The organism is Flavobacterium taihuense (assembly GCF_019351435.1).
GTDB classification, from domain to species: Bacteria; Bacteroidota; Bacteroidia; order Flavobacteriales; family Flavobacteriaceae; genus Flavobacterium; species Flavobacterium taihuense.
Genome location: NZ_JAHWYN010000002.1, coordinates 414,663 through 434,468, shown reverse-complemented (window position 1 = coordinate 434,468; position 19,806 = coordinate 414,663). Strand labels below are relative to the sequence as shown.

Sequence of the window (19,806 nt, the reverse complement as noted above, 5' to 3'; positions counted from 1 at the left end):
CCGTAGCCCCCGAACAATTGTCCGCAAATACCGGGCTGCCCAAAGCAACTCCCGTAGCCACGCAAGAGCCAGCGTCTACATTGACACTTACTGCCGCAGGACAGGTGATTGTTGGATTGATGTTATCGCTGACCGTTACTATTGAGGAGCTTGAAGTTTGTTCACAACCCGTTAAACTATCTGTGACTTTTACTTTATAATTTCCATCTGCAGTGACAACAAGGGTTGAAGCAACTTCCCCACTAATAACAACATTATTCTTATACCAAATATAACTAGGAGTAGTCGAATTTGTTACTGCATTTAAGTCTGTCGTCAAACAAGCCGTTAAAACACCAGTAACTGAAGCTGTTGGATTTTGATTGAATTGTATGGTCACATCATCGGATGAAGACGCACAAGGTGCATTCGAAATAGTCCAACGCAATGTATAAACTGTTCCTGCCGTACCTGAAAAAGTCGTCGTTGGATTGGTATCCAAAGCAAATGATCCACCTGATCCGCTTACAATAGTCCATTTTCCAGTACCCACTGTTGGAGTGTTTCCGCCAAGCATAACCGTAGTAAGGCCACAAGTTGTCGCTCCAGTTTGGTCCGCTCCTGCATTGGCAGTGGTTGGATTTTGATTGAATTTTATATCTACGTCATCAGATGATGCTGTACAAGGTGCATTCGAAATAGTCCAACGCAATGTATAAACTGTTCCTGCCGTACCTGAAAAAGTCGTCGTTGGATTGGTATCCAAAGCAAATGATCCGCCTGATCCGCTTACAATAGTCCATTTTCCAGTACCCACTGTTGGAGTATTTCCGCCAAGCGCAACCGTCGTAAGGCCGCAAGTCGTGGCTCCAGTTTGGTCTGCTCCCGCATTGGCAGTAGTTGGATTTTGATTGAATTTTACATCTACATCATCAGATGATGCTGTGCAAGATGCACTCGAAATAGTCCAACGCAATGTATAAGATGTTCCTGCTGCGCCTGAAAAAGTCGTTGTTGGATTGGTATCCAATGCAAATGATCCGCCTGATCCACTTACAATAGTCCATTTTCCGGTACCTACTGTTGGAGTGTTTCCACCAAGCGTAACCATCGTGATTCCACAAGTCGTAGTCCCAATTTGATCAGCTCCTGCGTTGGCAGTAGTTGGTGCAGCTTTAATAACAAAATCGGTAGGAGCTCTACATCCTACATTATTAGAACATTCTGCATAATAAGTTGTAGTCCCTGGTGTATTTGTATTTGTTAAACCTGAACTAGCAACCCCAACTGGATTAAAAGGAGAACCTGAACCAATTGATGTACCACCTGATGAAACCGTATACCAATTGAGATTGTCATTATTCGTATAGGTAACAGTAATCTGCATATAATCGACATCAAGTACTCGTGATTGATTTGAGCTATTTATCGCTGATAGTGCAACTCCGAAATCTGTAGCATTTATTTCAGCAGGTGTCCATGTAGTCCCCCATAAATTATTAGCTCCTCCATAAGTAGCCGTTGTAGGACTATATGACCAAACAGCTGCACTTTTTAAATTATTTCCAATAAGCGATCCTGATTTAAGTAAACTTACAACATTATCAACAATATTAGAACCATTAGCAGCTTGACGATTAATAACTACCGTTATTCCTACAATGCTGGCTCCACTTGGAATTACAAAACCGTAGTTCGTTCCAAAAAGATAATGAGTAGTCTCATTTTTTGGAAGATTTTGAGTTGCATATGGAGTTCCTGTAGTAGAAATATTCCCAGGAGTTGACCATGCACTTGTTCCTACACCAGAATTGTCTGCACCATTTCCAGCATTATTAGGTCCACTTGTAACAGTACTTGAACATATTGTTGAAGACGTTAATGAACCTGAACCACCTTGACAAATAGTAACCCCTGTAGTTACTGGTAATCCAGCTACTGAGTTAATTACAACATTTGTACTTGCACTCGAAACACAACCAGCTGCATTAGTAACCGTAAATGTATAAGTAGCTCCTACTGGAAGAGCTCCTATAGTAGCACTTGTTCCACTTCCTGAAGTAGTAACTGCTCCTGGAGTTCTTGTAACGATCCATGTCCCTGACGAAGGCAAACCGCTTAACACAACACTACCAGTTGGTACGGCACATGTTGGTTGCGTAATTGTTCCTCTTATGGGAGCCGTTGGATCCGCTGCTATAACATTTACTGTACCACTAGTTGCACTACAAGAAGAGCCAACAGTCGAAACTACATAATATCCATTCCCTGCTGAAAGACCAGACCATGTAAGACCTGAACCTGTTCCTGATTTTGCACTTTGAACAGCAACATTACTGGAATCATATAATTGATAATTAAAACCATTTACTGATGTTGTAGACGTTATTGTACCATTAGTACCGGGTGAAACACAAATAGTACTACCTGTTAAAGAAAGCGCGGCAGGTAATGGAATAGGTGAAGGAGTTACAGTAGCCGTATTATTCGAGGCATTACTATCTGCTGTTGGTATTGAAGCTGTATTAGTATAAACCCCTGTCGTGTTTACTTTTGCTATAATTTTTAGAGTAACAATACCTGCATCATCTAGGCTCCCAATACTCCAAATTCCAGTAGTTGAATCATAGGCTCCACTAGAAGGCGTAGCACTAACAAACGTATAACCAGAAGGCAATAAATCATTTACCGATAAACCCGCAGTATTATTAGGTCCTAAATTTGTCACTTTAACTGTAAACTCAACATTAGAACCTACACAAGGTGAAGCAACATCAACAGTCTTGAGAACTTCAACATCTGTACATAAGGTTACTGTAACTGGTTTTGACTGGGTCATAGACCCACAAGTTAAAGTAGAAGCAACTGAGTAGGCACCCGTTTTAGTGGCTGTATAACTATTTGAAGTGGCTCCTGAAATAGCTACTCCATTAAAATACCATTGATAAGGCGCAAACCCTGTTGGTGTTGTCAATGTAGCAGAAACGTTGGTACATCCACCACCTGCAATATAAGTTAAGGTAGGATCATCCGGTTGTGCCGCAAAGTTTGAGAAAAAACCTGCCATAGAAAACCCTCCCCCTTGTTGTACAATGGAAACAGTTAGTTTTGCCGTACTTGATACCGAAATTATGTCTGGACTACCTATTTGTGTATCATTAAAATTTATCAAATACCAACCAGTGGTTCCCAATTGATAACGTGCAGACGTTAGAGTTTCCATATTAACTCCGTTGACATTAACTATTGCAGTAGCGTCTTTCAAAAGCACATATCCAAAATACGGTAGAGAAGTCGCAGTGTTATAAGCTCTAAATTTTTTGGTTTCTATAAAATTCGATCCTCCACAAGCAGAAACAGGAGCAATGACCGAAATATCAACTTCGCATGACTGAGCTGTACCTGAATAAACAGCCACATTATTTGTTGCTAAAACTCTTGTCGCTGTAAACTGAGTATTTGAAACACCATTAATGAATGTATAAAAATCTCCCGCATTCACTAATGTTTTAGTAACGGTTCCAGTCAAGGCTCCTGTTACTGAATAAGTCTCAATTGTCAGTATTGTATTCGCTTTGGTCGCCACAACAGTAGTTTGTTCAGCTGTGTCATTTCCTTTACCCCTTTCTATAAAATATTCAGCACCTAAAACAGCTTCTGGTGGGACTTGATCAAAAGTACCATCCCCACATCCTCCCGGCATATCAATTCTCGCAGAGGTATTCATTACAGTCCCACTTGAAGATTCTACCAAAGATCCGATTGCTGCCTGAAATAAATAACTCTGACCAGCATTTAATGTTGTCAAAATGGTTCCATTCAATTTAATTGTTGTCCCATTATTTATAGCCATTATGCTATAAATAGGATATTGAGTTCCAAATCCACCAAAATTACCCAAACCACCATCTCTATAATAACCAATTCTATAACGAACACCAATACCCGAATCACCAAAACTTGTCAATGAAGCATTTCCCTTTATATTTGCATCTGTTCCGTCTGTACCTAAATTATCCGAAGCAACATTTCTTAAGTTAACAGAAGTAGGTCCATCACTAGTAACTATTAATCCAGCAGCATTTACAATTGTATTAAAAGGATGGACAGCCAAGGCACTTGGAAGTCCTAAAAAACGATATACAGCTGGAGTCCCCTTAATCGCAGTCAAATTCGTAATTAATGTACCATCACTTTTTTTCAAAGCAATATTTACGGTAGAGGTTGAATTTGTAGCTATTACAATTTCATTAGCTTTACTAAAATATTGCCATGGAGCAGGAGCAACGTAGTGCGTAGTGTAAAATTGAGAAAAAACAGTATGACCACTAAAAAGGAATAAGGCAATATAAAACAAGGGCTTAATAAGGTTAAGCCTTTTCAAAGTAAAGTTTGTCATAATCAATTAAGCATTAAGTTTAAATAGATTGGGTTTTGCAAAACTAAATAATTATGAATAACTTATTAACAATTTCCGTTTAAATACGTATTTCGTCGTCTATTAACACTTTTGTCTACATAAAGCACATTAAAACGCTAAAATACAAACCTTTAAAAACAAATAATTACAGTTTTTTTTTATAAAAAAAAACCAAACAAGAGCACTAAAAAGAAAAAAATGGTTATTGAAAAAAATTAATATTCTTTTGTAAACCTTTAAATTTTGCTCTCTTGAGAGGAGAGTCTTTAAAAACAATTTTAAATGTTTCTTCGGTAATTTCTGTCCAATCTTTTTTGGACATTGAAAGCAATTCGGAATTAGGATTGAACAAAGGTTCCTTATGAGGTTTTGAAAAACGATTCCAAGGACATACATCTTGGCATACGTCGCAGCCGAAGACCCAATCATTGAATTTTCCTTTCATTTCCAAAGGAATACTATCTTTGAGTTCGATAGTAAAATAAGATATGCATTTGCTGCCATCAACGACATAAGGCTCAACTATAGCCTCAGTTGGACATGCATCAATACAAGCGGTACAAGTACCGCAATGATCAGTTGTAGCGTAATCGTATTCTAAGTCTAAATCTAAAATAAGCTCAGCTATAAAATAAAAAGAGCCTACTTTTTGGGTTAATAAATTACTGTTCTTCCCTATCCATCCCAAACCACTTTTGGCTGCCCAAGCTTTATCAAGAACCGGAGCAGAATCAACAAAGGCTCGACCTGAAACCTCTCCAATATATTTTTGAATCGAAAAAAGCAATTCTTGAAGCTTTTCTTTTATTACAAAATGGTAATCTTGCCCATAGGCATATTTAGAAATTTTAAAAGAATCTGGATTTTGAAATTCTGCGGGATAATAATTCAATAAAAGCGAAATAACACTTTTCGCATCATCAACCAATAAAGTTGGATCCAAACGTTTATCAAAATGATTCTCCATATAGGACATTTGTCCATTTCTATTCTTATTCAACCAATCTTCAAGGCGAGGAGCTTCCTGTTCCAGGAAACCGGCTTTAGATATACCACAAGACAAAAACCCGAGACGCTTGGCCTCGGATTTTATAAATTGTGTGTATTTTGACGTATCGATTATGATTATTGTTTTAAAAAAAGGTTTTGTTTAATATCAAAGCCCTAGCCCTGATAGAAGTGAAAATCCTTTTCTATTTTTTTAAATAGAAAAGATTGTAACGGATAGCAGGAATAGCTCCTTATACTAGAACAATCCTCCTTGAATATTGGCTTTGACTTTTCCCAGATGTCTATACGCTTTTTCGGTTACTTCACGTCCCCTTGGAGTTCGCATAATGAAACCTTCTTGAATCAAAAATGGCTCATACACTTCTTCGATAGTTTCACTACTTTCGGACACAGCTGTTGCTAAAGTTGAAAGACCAACTGGCCCTCCTTTAAACTTATCAATGATGGTATTCAAAATTTTATTATCCATTTCATCCAGTCCATGTGCATCTACATTAAGGGCTTTCAATGCATAACGAGCAATTTCAATATCAATCGTTCCATTACCCTTTATTTGAGCAAAATCACGTACACGGCGCAATAAAGCATTCGCAATACGAGGGGTACCCCTACTTCTTCCTGCTATTTCAATTGCCGCTTCCATAGTAATAGGCATTTTGAATATCATAGCACTGCGTTCGACAATAGTAGTCAAAAGCTCAGTAGTATAATATTGCAATCTCGAGGATATTCCAAAACGGGCACGCATCGGAGCTGTCAAAAGACCTGATCGAGTAGTTGCCCCAATAAGAGTAAAAGGATTCAAATTAATCTGAACTGTTCTGGCATTCGGACCAGATTCAATCATAATATCAATCTTAAAATCCTCCATCGCCGAATATAAATACTCTTCAACTATTGGGCTTAAACGATGAATCTCGTCAATAAACAAAACATCTCTCTCTTCAAGATTAGTAAGCAATCCAGCCAAATCACCTGGCTTGTCCAAAACTGGGCCAGACGTAATTTTGATACCAACTTCTAATTCATTTGCCAAAATATTAGCCAATGTGGTTTTACCCAAACCTGGTGGGCCATGAAACAGTGTATGATCAAGAGCTTCTTTTCGTTGATTGGCTGCAGCAACAAAAACTTTAAGATTTTCCAATACTTGATCTTGGCCTGCAAAATCATCAAAAGACAAAGGCCTTAATCTTTTTTCGATATCCAGTTCTTCGGAACTAAAATTATTATTTGTTGGATCTAAGTTTTCATTCATGCGATAAAGATAAAAAAAGTAATCATTGTATCTAAAAAAAATGCCTCTCAATAATGAAAGGCATTTATATGATTTTTGAAATTCTAGTGATGTAAAACTACTTCCCCTTCTTTCATTGGAACCGTTTGAGGCACAAAATCCTCTTCATGAGCAGGATTGCTGTAATCATAAGGCCAACGGTGTACGTGAGGAATTTCTCCTGGCCAGTTACCGTGAATATGTTCTACTGGAGTAGTCCATTCCAAAGTATTTGATTTCCATGGATTTTGAACTGCTTTTTTACCGTAAAATATACTTACGAAGAAATTATATAAAAACACCAACTGGAAAGCTCCACCAATTAAAGCAAAAGTGGTGATTAATACGTTTACATTTTGCAAATCATCAAACAATGGAAAGTTTGTATTAGTATAATAACGTCTTGGTAAACCAGCTAATCCAATAAAGTGCATTGGAAAAAACACACCATAAGCACAAATTGCTGTTACCCAAAAGTGAACATATCCTAAATTTTTATTCAACATTCTACCGAACATTTTTGGATACCAGTGATAAACTCCAGCAAACATTCCATAAAGAGCAGATATACCCATTACCAAGTGAAAGTGAGCTACAACAAAATAAGTATCGTGAACATTAATATCCAATGTACTATCCCCAAGTATGATACCTGTTAAACCCCCTGTTATAAAAGTAGAAACCAAACCAATTGAAAACAACATAGCTGGATTCATTTGAAGATTCCCTTTCCAAAGTGTAGTTATATAATTAAATGCTTTCACTGCAGATGGGATTGCAATCAACAATGTTGTAAAAGTAAACACAGAACCCAAGAATGGATTCATCCCCGAAATAAACATATGGTGTCCCCAAACAATCGTTGATAAAAATGCAATTGCAATAATCGACATAATCATCGCTCTATAACCAAAAATTGGCTTACGAGAGTTTGTCGCAATAATTTCAGAAGTAATACCCAAAGCAGGCAAAATTACAATATAAACTTCAGGGTGACCTAAGAACCAAAATAAGTGCTCAAAAAGAACAGGTGAACCCCCTTGATAGTGTAAAACTTCACCAGCAATATAAATATCAGACAAGAAGAATGAAGTTCCAAAACTTCTGTCAAAGATTAATAATAATGCCGCTGATAACAAAACAGGGAAAGAAACGATACCAATAATTGCCGTTACAAAGAAAGCCCAAATTGTCAGAGGCAATCTTGTCATAGACATTCCTTTAGTTCTTAAGTTTATTACAGTTACGACATAATTTAAAGACCCCATTAAAGAAGATGCAATGAAAATAGCCATAGAAACCAACCACAAAGTCATACCTAATCCGGAACCAGATATAGCTTGAGGCAATGCACTTAAAGGAGGATAAATAGTCCAACCGGCATTTGCAGGTCCTGATTCAATAAATAACGAGCAAACCATGATGACACTTGATAAAAAGAATAACCAATATGAAATCATATTCATAAAACCTGAGGCCATATCCCGAGCCCCAATTTGTAGCGGTATCAACAAATTACTAAACGTACCACTTAATCCTGCCGTAAGAACAAAGAATACCATTATAGTACCATGTATGGTAACTAAAGAAAGGTAAATATCATTTGCCATTACTCCGTTTGGAGCCCATTTGTCTCCCAGTAATATATTAAAAATCTTAAAAGATTCTTCTGGCCAAGCTAATTGCATTCTAAAAAGCATAGACATACCAACACCTATAACTCCCATTATAATACCCGTTAATAAGTATTGTTTGGCAATCATTTTGTGATCAATACTAAAAATGTATTTAGTAATGAATGTGTCCTTATGGTGGTGTTCGTGTTCGTGATCTTGTCCGTGATCGTGACCTTCTGCTGACATATATTTATACTTTAAATTTTCTTAATAATTATTTCATAGCTATTTTAGCTACAGCTGCCGTATCTTTTGCAAGAGTTGAATCTTTACCTGAAGTAGTATCTGGTGCAGCTGGTTCGGCTTTTGAAGCTTTCACTTCACTTACCAAAGTAGCTTTATCACTCAACCATTTTTTATAATCCTCAGGGGTATCAACTATAACTTTCATTTGCATATTATAGTGAGAAGCTCCACAAATTTTATTACATAATAATAAATAATCAAAAGTGTAAGGATCTAATCCAGTTTCACCTTTCGCAACTAATTCTAAGCTTTTTTTAGCCCTAATTGCATTGATATTTGCAACTTTTTCAATCATAAACGGCATAGCTTGATATTCTGCTGTTGTATAAATTGGAGTAAAAGCAAACTCAGTAACCATCCCTGGTACACAATTCATTTGAGCTCTAAAGTAAGGGAAGTATGCTGAGTGCAATACATCTTGAGAACGCATTTTAAAGTGCACCTTTTTACCTTTAGGAATATGCAATTCTGAAACTACAATATCATCTTGAGCATAAGGATCAGACAAATCAACCCCTAAAGTATTAACTCCCTCAATCAATCTCACATTAGCCTTGCCTAAAACATTATCTCCTCCAGCATATCTTGCTGTCCATTTAAATTGTTGAGCATATAGTTCAACAACAACAGTATCATCATCCTCATCAATAAACATAATATTAGTCCAAGCATAAAGACCATATAGAATCAAACCTGCCAAAACTACAGCAGGAATAACACTCCAAATTGCTTCTAATTTATTATTATCTGCAAAATACAAGGCTCTTTTATCCTTATTACCTCTATATTTAAATGCAAAATAATGCAACAACACTTGAGTAATCGCTTGAACAGTAAAAATCAATACCCAAGTAATATTCATGAGGTTATCAATTAACGCACCATGATCTGATGCTGGTGTATGAAGAACCAAAGGTCCCCACGTATAAACACCATATATTGTAAAGATATAGATGAAAGCTAAAAAGCCAAACATCAAATAACCTTGCACATTGTTATCATCATCAGTTGCAATTTGGGAATTGTCCGAAGTCGAAGCAACTTGTGTTAAATCGAATATTTTCGTCAATTGCCAAACAGCAACAGCCAATAAAACTAAAACTATAATTACCAACAAACTTGTCATCTGTTTATCTCTTTAAATATTAATAATGAAAATGTTTACTCTCTTCTATATATGGATTTCTTTTTGGTAACAAAGGAGCTTTAGTTAATGTTGAGAAGACAACAAAAATAAATAATCCAAGAAAGAATAAAACCGATGCAATTTCTGAAACACCAATAAACCAACTACCGCCAACAGTACCAGGCATAATCATATTAAAGAAGTCAACATAATGACCCAACAAAATTACAGTGCCAGCCATAACTAAAACCCAAGTGATTCTTTTGAAATCCGTGTTAATCAAAATTAAAACCGGGAATAAGAAATTCATAACTACTGCACCAAAGAAAGGCAAATTATAAACTTGAATTCTCATTACAAAATAAGTAATCTCCTCAGGAATATTTGCATACCATATCAACATAAATTGAGAAAACCATAGGTATGTCCAAAACACACTGATACCAAACATAAACTTAGCTAAATCATGAATATGACTAGAATTAACATTTTCTAAGTATCCTTTTGATTTCAAGTAAATAGTCACCATTGCAATCATAGTAATTCCACTTACAAAAAAACTGGCAAAAACATACCATCCAAATAATGTACTTGACCAATGCGGGTCCAAAGACATAATCCAGTCCCAAGACATAATTGACTCTGTTACTATAAAGAATACTAAAAACATTGCTGAAATATTAAAATTCTTTTTGTAAAAACTATTGTCATCAGACTCATCCTGTGCCAAACAATTTTTTCTAGAAAAATAACGATAAGCATTCCAACCCAATAAAAATACCCCTGCTCTTACAATCCAAAAAGGAAAGTTCAAATAACCAGATTTATTGGCAATAATTTTATCATGAGCAACTACTTCAGGATCTAACCATATAAATAAATGATTAAAATGTAATCCACATAAAACTAAAAATAAAAAGAAAATAACAGAACCTACAGGCAAATAAGCTGTAATCCCTTGCATTACTCTAAAAAGAACAGGAGACCAACCCGCTTGTGCTACTTGTTGAATAGCATAAAAAGCCAATGTTCCCAATGAAAGCAACATAAAGAAAATACAGGCTACATATAATGCAGACCATGGCTTATTTTGCAATTGGTGCAAAACATGAGTTAAATGTTCTGTATGTTCAGCCTCAGCTTTAATTTTTGCTGTTGCAGAAACTGTATGCGATCCTTCAGACTCACTACCAGCTTCATGATGACTTCCATGTGCATCAGCAGCGAGTATTTTTTCAACTTCTTGAATATCTTTAGGTGCAGTTAAAAAACCATATCCAATTCCTAAAAGACCAACAGCCATTAAGATGAAAGAAAAAGTTTTTAATTTACTTGAAAATGTATACATATCTATTACGATCAGTTAGTTCAACAATTATTATTGTGCTTTTAGTTTAAGAACATAGTCAGCAACTAACCAACGTTCGTGAGCACTCATTTGATTAGCATGTGAACCCATAGCATTTAAACCATAAGTTTCAACATAAAAAATACTTCCTTCAGTAATTTCTCTGTCTTTATAATTAGGAACACCAAGAAATTTTTCTCGCTCAACTAATTTTCCTTTACCATCACCAGCAGCACCATGGCAACTGATACAATAAATTTCAAAAAGTTCTTTTCCTTTTTCAGAATTTCTGCCTAATGAATCTAAAGGAGATTTCAAATTAGCCTTAGCAGACGCATATCCTTCTGGCGTATTTTCATATTCAAAAGGCTCAAATCCTCTATTTATTGAACCAACAGCAGGAAGCTGACCTTCTTTACCGTTTTTAAATACATCAACTGGTGCGGGAGCATATGTCTCAGCACTTACTGCTTCATACATATTTGGAAAATATTGATAATTCGGTTTATCATTACTGTGGCATGATGCAACCAATATCATTAAACCCAATACAAGTGTTATTTTATATAAACTTTTCATATCTACAATTAATGCTTTTCAATTACTTTAACTTCTACTGCACCTGTACCTTCAAAGAAAGAAACTAACTCTTCTTCATTCCCGTTAACAGCTACTTCCATCAAAAAATGATCATCGGTAGTTCTTACATCAGGATTTTCAGCTTCTTTAAATGGCCATAATCTACTTCTCATATAAAAAGTAATCACCATTAAGTGAGCAGCAAAAAATACTGTTTCTTCAAACATGATAGGCACAAAAGCAGGCATATTATCGATATAACTAAAACTTGGTTTACCTCCAATATCCTGTGGCCAATCTTGAATCATAATATAATTCATCATCCAAGTTCCAAAAGACAACCCACACAAACCATAGATAAAAGCACATATCGCTAAACGTGTAGGAGCAAGTCCCATTGCTTTGTCCAATCCGTGAACTGGGAAAGGTGTGAATACTTCTTCAATATGGTGATGAGCTGCACGTGTCTTTTTTACGGCATCCATCAAAATATCATCGTCATTATAAATGGCGTATATAACTTTATTACTCATGATGTGAATGTTTATTAGCTTCTCTTTCTTTAATATAATGTTCTCCTGTAGCTTTTAATATTGTTTTAACCTCGGCTTGAGCAATAACAGGGAATGTTCTTGCATACAATAAGAATAACACAAAGAAGAAACCTATTGTCCCGATAAAAATCCCAATATCAACAAATGTTGGAGAGAACATAGTCCATGAAGATGGTAAATAATCTCTATGTAATGAAGTTACGATAATTACAAATCTTTCAAACCACATTCCAATGTTTACAACAATTGAAATTATGAAAGAAAACATAATACTAGTTCTTAATTTTTTGAACCACATAAATTGTGGAGAGAACACGTTACATGTCATCATAGCCCAATATGCCCAAGCATAAGGTCCTGTTGCTCTGTTCAAGAAAGCATATTGCTCATACTCTACTCCAGAATACCAAGCAATGAACAACTCGGTAATGTAAGCAACCCCAACAATAGAACCTGTAATCATGATTACAATGTTCATCAATTCGATATGTTGAATAGTAATGTAAGCTTCAAGATTAGAAACTTTTCTCATAATGATAAGCAAGGTATTTACCATGGCAAATCCAGAGAAAACCGCTCCAGCAACGAAGTATGGAGGGAAAATTGTAGTATGCCATCCTGGAATAACGGAAGTAGCAAAGTCCATCGATACAATAGTATGCACAGAAAGTACAAGAGGAGTTGCTAAACCAGCAAGAACTAATGAAACTTCTTCAAAACGTTGCCAATCTTTAGCTCTACCACTCCATCCAAAACTTAGGATAGAATACACTCTTTTATTAAAAGGTGTTATAGCTCTATCACGCAACATTGCAAAGTCAGGTAATAATCCTGTCCACCAGAAAACCAATGATACTGAAAGATAAGTTGAAATCGCGAATACGTCCCAAAGTAATGGAGAGTTAAAATTCACCCAAAGAGATCCAAACTGATTTGGAATTGGCAATACCCAATAAGCCAACCAAGGACGTCCCATGTGTATAATTGGAAATAAACCCGCTTGGATTACAGAGAAAATTGTCATTGCCTCTGCAGAACGGTTAATCGCCATTCTCCATCGTTGACGGAATAATAAAAGCACAGCAGAAATAAGAGTTCCTGCGTGACCAATACCAACCCACCAAACGAAGTTAGTAATATCCCAAGCCCAACCAACTGTTTTATTTAATCCCCAAGTTCCAATACCTGTAGACACTGTGTATATAATACAGCCTAATCCCCAAAGGAAAGCTGTTAATGCAATTGTAAATACAATCCACCATTGTTTGTTTGCTTTACCTTCGATAGGTGCGGCTACATCAACAGTTATATCGTGATATGATTTATCACCTATAACTAAGGGTTTTCTAATGGCTGCTTCGTAGTGAGACGACATAATCCTTTATTTGATTCTTAATTAATAATTTTTGTACTAGGTATTTCTAACTTTAACGTGGTATACAACATTTGGTTTTGTACCAACGTGCTCCAATAAATGATAACTTCTTTCGTCTTCTGCTAGTTTTGTAACTACAGCTTCTTTATCATTTACATCTCCAAATATCATTGCTCCAGTAGAACAAGCATTTGAACAAGCAGTTTGGAATTCACCGTCTTTTATTGCTCTTCCTTCATTTTTAGCTTTTAAAATTGTTGCTTGTGTCATTTGAATACACATTGAACATTTTTCCATTACTCCACGAGAACGAACGTTAACATCAGGATTTAAAACCATACGTCCTAAATCATCATTCATATGATAATCGAATTCACTGTTTTTGTTGTATAAGAACCAGTTGAAACGACGTACTTTATAAGGACAGTTATTAGCGCAGTAACGAGTACCAACACATCTGTTATAAGCCATTTGATTTTGACCTTGACGACCATGTGAAGTTGCAGCAACAGGACAAACAGTCTCACAAGGAGCATGATTACAATGTTGACACATTACAGGCTGAAAAGAAACTTGAGGATTATCTCCAGCTTTTTCCATTTCATTAAAAGTAGATAATGAACTAGACAAACCAGCTATATTCTCTTTTCTTTCATTATCACCTTCAAATGTGCTTTCAGAAGAATAATATCTGTCAATACGCAACCAGTGCATATCTCTACTTCTTCTTACTTCAGATTTACCAACTACAGGAACGTTATTCTCAGCGTGACATGCAATTACACAAGCCCCACATCCAGTACAAGCATTCAAATCAATAGACAGATTAAAGTGATGTCCGGTCGAACGATCAAATGAACCCCATAAATCTACTGAAGTAGCTTCCACTTCTTTGTGATCTAAAGAAACCATTGGTTTTTCATTCCACAATTCAGCATCTTTAGTATTGAAAATCTCGAGAGTAGTTTCTTTAATGATATCTCCTCTTCCCATTAATGTCTTTTGACCTTGAACACAAGCAAATTCGTGTTCTCCGTCTGCCTTAACGATTGAAACAGATTGTACATTATTAAAGCCACTATATAAAGCGTAGGCATTAATACCCACTTGCATTTCTTCTTTTAAAGCTGCTTTACGACCATATCCTAAAGCCATTCCCACAGTTCCAACAGCTTGACCTGGTTGAACAATTACAGGAACATTTTCAAGTTTAACACCATTAGCAGTCAAAGTAACATAGCTACCATTTAATCCACCGTTAGCAACGATTTCATTTGTTAATCCCCATTTCTTAGCATCAGCATTAGAAACAGTAACATAATTATCCCAAGATACTCTTGTCAATGGATCTGGAAACTCTTGCAACCATGGGTTATTAGCTTGTTGACCATCACCCATCCCTGTTTTAGTATACAATACTAATTCAAGACCAGTAGATTTCGCTTGAGCTAATGCATTTGCAGCACCATTATAATCTGCTGTACCAGCAGCTGATGTTGGTACAACACCTACATAAACACCATCGTGTAAAACTTTATTCCAAGACGAACCTGCAATTACAGAACCTGAAAAAGATTTCAAGTAATCATAATAAGTTCCAGCAATACCATTAATAGACAATAAAATATCTTGAAATTGTTTTGTGTTGAATAATGGTCTAATAGTAGGTTGAGTAATACTATAAGTTCCTTTTGTCAAAGCTAAATCTCCCCAAGCTTCCAAATAATGAGGAACTGGAGCTGCGATTGTAGACAATGAAGCCGTTTCATCTTCTTTTAATGACAATGAAACAGATGTTTTTACTTTTTTCAATCCTTCAACAAATGATTTGCTGTCAGCCAAAGTATAAACTGGATTAACACCGCTCATAATCAAAGTATGAACACTTCCTGCATTCATGTCTTTTACTAATTGAGCTACTTTCTCATTAGACCCTTTACGGATTTGTCTTGTCCCAGAAGTATTAAAGGCTTCACTTGCCAAAACTTGATTAATAGCCAAAACTAATAATTGGGCATTTTTATCTTGAATACCAGATACTAAAAGTCCTTTTGAACCTGCTGCTTTTAATTGTTGAGCCGCTTTAGCAACATCTGCTTTAAAAGCCGCGTCCAAAGAAGTAGCAACAGACGATCCAGTAATAATATTATAAATAGTAACTAATGCTTGTTTTTGATTAGCAGTTGACATAGCAACACGCTTATCAGCAGCAGCACCAGATAAAGTCATATTAGACTCTAATTGGAAATGACGGGACATTTTTCCGTTTTTCGGAATTCGTCCTTGTGCATAACCTGTATCGTAACCTCCTCCTTGCCAATCTCCAAGAAAATCAGCTCCAACAGAAACAATTAAAGACGCTTTTGAAAAATCATAATCCACTAAAGCTCTTTCTCCATAAACAGTTTCAAAAGCATCTAAAGCCTCCGAAGAAGAAACAGCATCATATATTACATGTTTTGCATTAGGATTTTTAGAAATAAAATCAGCAATTAATTTTTCAGTAGAAGGACTTGCCAATGTATTTGTCAAGAAAACTACCTGCCCACCTTTTGCTTTAGCATCAACAATACTAGATTTGATTTTTGAATCAACAGCTGACCACGAAGCATTTTTAGCATCTAGCTTAGGCTCTTTCAAACGCATATTGTCATATAATGACAATATAGAACCATGAATTCTAGCATTAGCTGTAAATTTAGCTCCAGCAATAGTATTATTATCTATTTTAATTGGACGCCCTTCACGTGTTTTTACCAAAAGGTTTGCAAAATCAAAACCATCAAAAACTGAAGTTGCATAATAATCAGCCACTCCAGGGATAATTTGTTCCGGCTGCAACACATAAGGAATTGACAAATGCACAGGACCTTCGCATGCAGCAAGAGAAGCTGCAGCTGTACTAAAACCAACGTACTTCAAAAAGTCACGACGTGTAGTTGAAGAAGAAGACAAAGCTGCTTCATTTCCTAAAAATTCATCTGTAGGAATCTCTTCAACAAATTCGTTATTTCTAAGCGCCTCAACAATAGAACTGCTTCCGTCTAGTTCTTCAACACTTTTCCAGTATTTTTTGTTTGATGACATATTATATATAAATATTAATCTTAATAATTTTTTTAGTTTCAAGTTCTCTTTGTTTTAATTTCAAGTTATAACAAAAAAGACAACTTGATCTTAAAACCTTAAACTCCTTTTAATAGTGACATTTACCACATTCCAAACCACCCATTTGAGCAGCAGTCAGTTTATCTACACCATATTTTTTAGAAAGTTCTTCATGTATTTTTGTGTAATACTCATTACCCTCCATTTTAACATCCGTTTTTCTGTGACAATTCACACACCATCCCATCGTCAATGGAGAGAATTGCTTCATGATTTCAAATTCTTGAACCGGACCGTGACAAGTTTGACACTCTATACCAGCAACAGTTACGTGCTGAGAGTGATTAAAGTAAACAAAATCAGGTAAATTATGAATACGAACCCATTTTACAGGTTCAGTTTTTCCAGTATAAGATTGTGACGCGGCATCCCAACCCACAGCTTTGTATAATTTTTGGATTTGCTCATCATAAAAAGCTTTACTATATTCTGGTGTCGCTGTAGTTTCAGCAACCTCACCAATACTTTTATGACAATTCATACAAACATTCAAAGAAGGAATACCTGCATTTTTACTCACACGAGAAGCAGAGTGACAATATTTGCAATTGATTTCATTATCTCCAGCGTGAATTCTGTGAGAATAATGTATTGGCTGAATTGGCTCATAATTCTGATCTACACCAACTTGCATTAAAAATCCGTACACCAAATAAGCACCCGTAAGCAATAAGAAAATAGAAGAAACAAGCACTAAAAATTGATTTCTAACGAAAGCTTTCCAAATAGGCAAAGTAGGCTCTTTTGCAACTACCTCAATTCCATTTGCAGCAGCAACTTTTCTCAACACTTTGTTAACCAAAACCAACATCACAATAAGTATTGCCATTACTAATGACAAAGCACCCAATATCACATTATTAGATATTCCTCCTTCTTGTGTTGCATCTGCTTTAGCACCTGGCACACCAGCCACTGCTGCTGGAGCTTCAGCCTTTGGTTCAGAAGTATAAGCGATAATGTTATCAATATCCCCTTCAGACAATTGAGGAAAAGCAGTCATAGGAATTTTATTATTCTCTTCAAAAACTTTTACTGCAGCTGCATCCCCGGATTTAATCAAATCTGAACTATTATGCACCCACTTATAAATCCAAGCTTTCTCTCTTCTACCAGCCACACCCCTTAAAGCAGGACCAGTTGCTTTAGCATCTAATTTGTGACATGCAGCACAATTGGCATTAAAAAGCTCTTTACCTTTTGCCGCATCTCCTCCAGAACTCGCAGCTGGAGCTGTTGTAGTTGCCGCAGCTGCAACCGGAGCTGCATCCTGAGCAAATGAAGCTACGGAAATACTCAACATTAATGCTAAGCTTAAAAACAATTTCCTTGAATTCGAATTATGGTTACCCACCTTTTCCATATTACTATATTGATTATCTACTAAAAAATTGTCCGTTTGTTATCCAAAAAAATAGAAAACCAAACGAACCTTATTTAAAAACTTGCACAAAAATACGACTTAAGAACTATTCTCAAAACCTTAAAATAATCTTAATTATAATTTATATTAAATCTAAATAGTGATTCCGATTATCAATTCCTCTTTTAATGTTATTTTTGCACTATAAACAATCACAATATGAGAATTTTAAGAAAACTTAAACCACTACTACTCTTCACTCTATTTGCCAGCTCAACAAATAGTATATTAGCCCAAAGTTCGAATATAACACTAAATCAAGACCCAAAATTCGAACAATTATTGAATGAAAAAAGGAAATCAAATACCAACTTATCTTACAGCGATCGTTACAAAATTCAAATCTTTAATGGTGGAAGCGAAAGTGCCAAAAAGACATTAAACGATTTCAAGCAAGAATTCAAAAACATGGATGGAACCATCATATTCAACACTCCAAATTATAAAGTTTGGGTTGGTAATTTCAGAACCAGAATGGAAGCTGAACGAAATCTTATTGACATTCAAAAGAAATATAAAAATGTATTTTTAATAAAACCAAACAAATAATATCTCTAACGAAAATAGCCCTTTTAAGGGCTATTTTTTTACCAGTTTTTTAATTATCTCAACTCCAAATATAGAAGCTACTTGTGATATAAATTCTTTAAAATCGACCACAGAATTATCATTTGCTTCATCTGAAATAGTACGAATTATAACATAAGGAATATTGTATTCAAAACAAACTTGTGCCACTGCAGCACCTTCCATTTCAACACATAAAACTTCAGGGAGCATTACCAAAAGATTTTCCTTATCTTCATGACTTGCAAAGAAACGGTCTCCACTGGCAATTTGACCGACAACCATTTTGGGATTCGATAAAGAAAACTTTTCCCTTTGATTTAGCGAAAGCAAATGAATTAAACTCTCGTCACTTATCAATTCATCGATACTCTCTACTACCTTATCCAACATCTCTTTTGGAGGACAAAGTATTGTTTTTTCCAACAAAGGAATTTCAAACCTCTTCAATATTGGACGCGCATCCAAATCATGGTGAATTAAACTATTAGCTATAACAACATCTCCAATATTTAAATCCGGATGAATAGCCCCTGCAACTCCAGTAAAAAACAATTCCGTTATTCCAAACTCAACAATTAAATGGGTAACAGTTGTAGCCGAAGCCACTTTTCCCCAACGAGAAAACACGACTACTACTTCAATATCATTTATTGTCCCTACATAATAGGTGCGCATTCCCTTTACAACTTCTGTTTTGCCTTTTAACAAAGAAACAATACCGTTTATCTCTTCCGGCATTGCGCCAAGAATCCCAATTCTTTTCATATACCATTTAATATTTTAATTTGAGTTTGATTGTTACTGCTTTCACATTTCAGATGATGGCAAAAAAGCGAAATATTACCTTTTAGCCCCGGTTGAAGTAAAAATCCTTTTGTGCCGGTGTTCGGCACAAAAGATTACAACGAAAAACGGGACGATATTAACAAATAAGCCAAATGTTTCTGCTTTCAAAAATAATAATATAACTTCAGCTTACAGGCTATTTTTAAAATTACCAAACAATAAAACCATCACTATGCAAACAAAAAAAAATCCCAACGAATTGGGATTTT

The 19,806-nt window shown here is 35.7% G+C and carries 12 protein-coding genes and 1 pseudogene; 1 reads left to right on the top strand and 12 read right to left on the bottom strand.

Annotated elements, in window-relative coordinates:
* The 11 genes and pseudogenes from KZH69_RS03465 to KZH69_RS03415 all read right to left on the bottom strand — a co-directional run.
* Positions 1-4,378 (bottom strand): annotated as a pseudogene (locus KZH69_RS03465) (DUF11 domain-containing protein); the annotation flags it as partial.
* Between the two features lie 223 nt (positions 4,379-4,601).
* Positions 4,602-5,525 carry a tRNA epoxyqueuosine(34) reductase QueG gene (gene queG / locus KZH69_RS03460; RefSeq protein ID WP_219316071.1) on the bottom strand — a complete coding sequence of 308 codons (924 nt, stop codon included), beginning with the start codon at positions 5,523-5,525 and terminating at the stop codon, positions 4,602-4,604.
* 120 nt (positions 5,526-5,645) lie between these two features.
* On the bottom strand, positions 5,646-6,668 hold the full coding sequence (gene ruvB, locus KZH69_RS03455; protein ID WP_219316059.1) for a Holliday junction branch migration DNA helicase RuvB: 1,023 nt from the start codon (positions 6,666-6,668) through the stop codon (positions 5,646-5,648).
* Between the two features lie 83 nt (positions 6,669-6,751).
* The gene (locus tag KZH69_RS03450) at positions 6,752-8,548 is read right to left on the bottom strand and encodes a cytochrome c oxidase subunit I (RefSeq protein WP_219316058.1); all 1,797 of its coding nucleotides are present in this window, start codon (positions 8,546-8,548) and stop codon (positions 6,752-6,754) included.
* 28 nt (positions 8,549-8,576) lie between these two features.
* Positions 8,577-9,734 (bottom strand): cytochrome c oxidase subunit II, encoded by a 1,158-nt coding sequence (locus KZH69_RS03445; RefSeq protein WP_219316057.1) that lies wholly within the window; start codon positions 9,732-9,734, stop codon positions 8,577-8,579.
* Positions 9,735-9,753: 19 nt separating this feature from the next.
* The gene (locus KZH69_RS03440) at positions 9,754-11,082 is read right to left on the bottom strand and encodes a quinol:cytochrome C oxidoreductase (protein WP_219316056.1); all 1,329 of its coding nucleotides are present in this window, start codon (positions 11,080-11,082) and stop codon (positions 9,754-9,756) included.
* 30 nt (positions 11,083-11,112) lie between these two features.
* On the bottom strand, positions 11,113-11,661 hold the full coding sequence (locus KZH69_RS03435) for a c-type cytochrome (protein ID WP_219316055.1): 549 nt from the start codon (positions 11,659-11,661) through the stop codon (positions 11,113-11,115).
* Positions 11,662-11,669: 8 nt separating this feature from the next.
* Positions 11,670-12,194: a DUF3341 domain-containing protein gene (locus tag KZH69_RS03430; RefSeq protein ID WP_219316054.1), complete on the bottom strand. Its 525-nt coding sequence runs from the start codon at positions 12,192-12,194 to the stop codon at positions 11,670-11,672.
* On the bottom strand, positions 12,187-13,590 hold the full coding sequence (nrfD, locus tag KZH69_RS03425; RefSeq protein ID WP_111409728.1) for an NrfD/PsrC family molybdoenzyme membrane anchor subunit: 1,404 nt from the start codon (positions 13,588-13,590) through the stop codon (positions 12,187-12,189). Before nrfD ends, KZH69_RS03430 begins: the two co-directional genes overlap by 8 nt.
* Positions 13,591-13,626: 36 nt before the next feature.
* A complete protein-coding gene (locus KZH69_RS03420) occupies positions 13,627-16,677 on the bottom strand; it encodes a TAT-variant-translocated molybdopterin oxidoreductase (protein WP_219316053.1) in 3,051 nt (1,016 codons plus the stop codon).
* Positions 16,678-16,786: 109 nt separating this feature from the next.
* Entirely contained in the window at positions 16,787-18,121 is a 1,335-nt protein-coding gene (locus KZH69_RS03415; protein ID WP_219316052.1) for a c-type cytochrome, read from the bottom strand.
* A gap of 219 nt (positions 18,122-18,340) precedes the next feature.
* Here KZH69_RS03415 and KZH69_RS03410 point away from each other — a divergent pair, with 219 nt between their 5' ends.
* Positions 18,341-18,730: an SPOR domain-containing protein gene (locus tag KZH69_RS03410; protein WP_219316051.1), complete on the top strand. Its 390-nt coding sequence runs from the start codon at positions 18,341-18,343 to the stop codon at positions 18,728-18,730.
* A gap of 30 nt (positions 18,731-18,760) precedes the next feature.
* Here KZH69_RS03410 and KZH69_RS03405 read toward each other — a convergent pair whose 3' ends face one another.
* Positions 18,761-19,516 (bottom strand): 5'-methylthioadenosine/adenosylhomocysteine nucleosidase, encoded by a 756-nt coding sequence (locus tag KZH69_RS03405; RefSeq protein WP_219316050.1) that lies wholly within the window; start codon positions 19,514-19,516, stop codon positions 18,761-18,763.
* Positions 19,517-19,806: the final 290 nt, after the last annotated feature.

Bases quoted from the DNA above. Each gene is read 5' to 3' on its own strand.
- KZH69_RS03440 (WP_219316056.1), bottom strand. From the start codon at position 11,082: ATGTATACATTTTCAAGTAAATTAAAAACTTTTTCTTTCATCTTAATG.
- KZH69_RS03415 (WP_219316052.1), bottom strand. From the start codon at position 18,121: ATGGAAAAGGTGGGTAACCATAATTCGAATTCAAGGAAATTGTTTTTA.
- nrfD (WP_111409728.1), bottom strand. From the start codon at position 13,590: ATGTCGTCTCACTACGAAGCAGCCATTAGAAAACCCTTAGTTATAGGT.
- KZH69_RS03420 (WP_219316053.1), bottom strand. From the start codon at position 16,677: ATGTCATCAAACAAAAAATACTGGAAAAGTGTTGAAGAACTAGACGGA.
- KZH69_RS03410 (WP_219316051.1), top strand. From the start codon at position 18,341: ATGAGAATTTTAAGAAAACTTAAACCACTACTACTCTTCACTCTATTT.
- KZH69_RS03405 (WP_219316050.1), bottom strand. From the start codon at position 19,516: ATGAAAAGAATTGGGATTCTTGGCGCAATGCCGGAAGAGATAAACGGT.
- KZH69_RS03435 (WP_219316055.1), bottom strand. From the start codon at position 11,661: ATGAAAAGTTTATATAAAATAACACTTGTATTGGGTTTAATGATATTG.
- ruvB (WP_219316059.1), bottom strand. From the start codon at position 6,668: ATGAATGAAAACTTAGATCCAACAAATAATAATTTTAGTTCCGAAGAA.
- KZH69_RS03450 (WP_219316058.1), bottom strand. From the start codon at position 8,548: ATGTCAGCAGAAGGTCACGATCACGGACAAGATCACGAACACGAACAC.
- KZH69_RS03430 (WP_219316054.1), bottom strand. From the start codon at position 12,194: ATGAGTAATAAAGTTATATACGCCATTTATAATGACGATGATATTTTG.
- KZH69_RS03445 (WP_219316057.1), bottom strand. From the start codon at position 9,734: ATGACAAGTTTGTTGGTAATTATAGTTTTAGTTTTATTGGCTGTTGCT.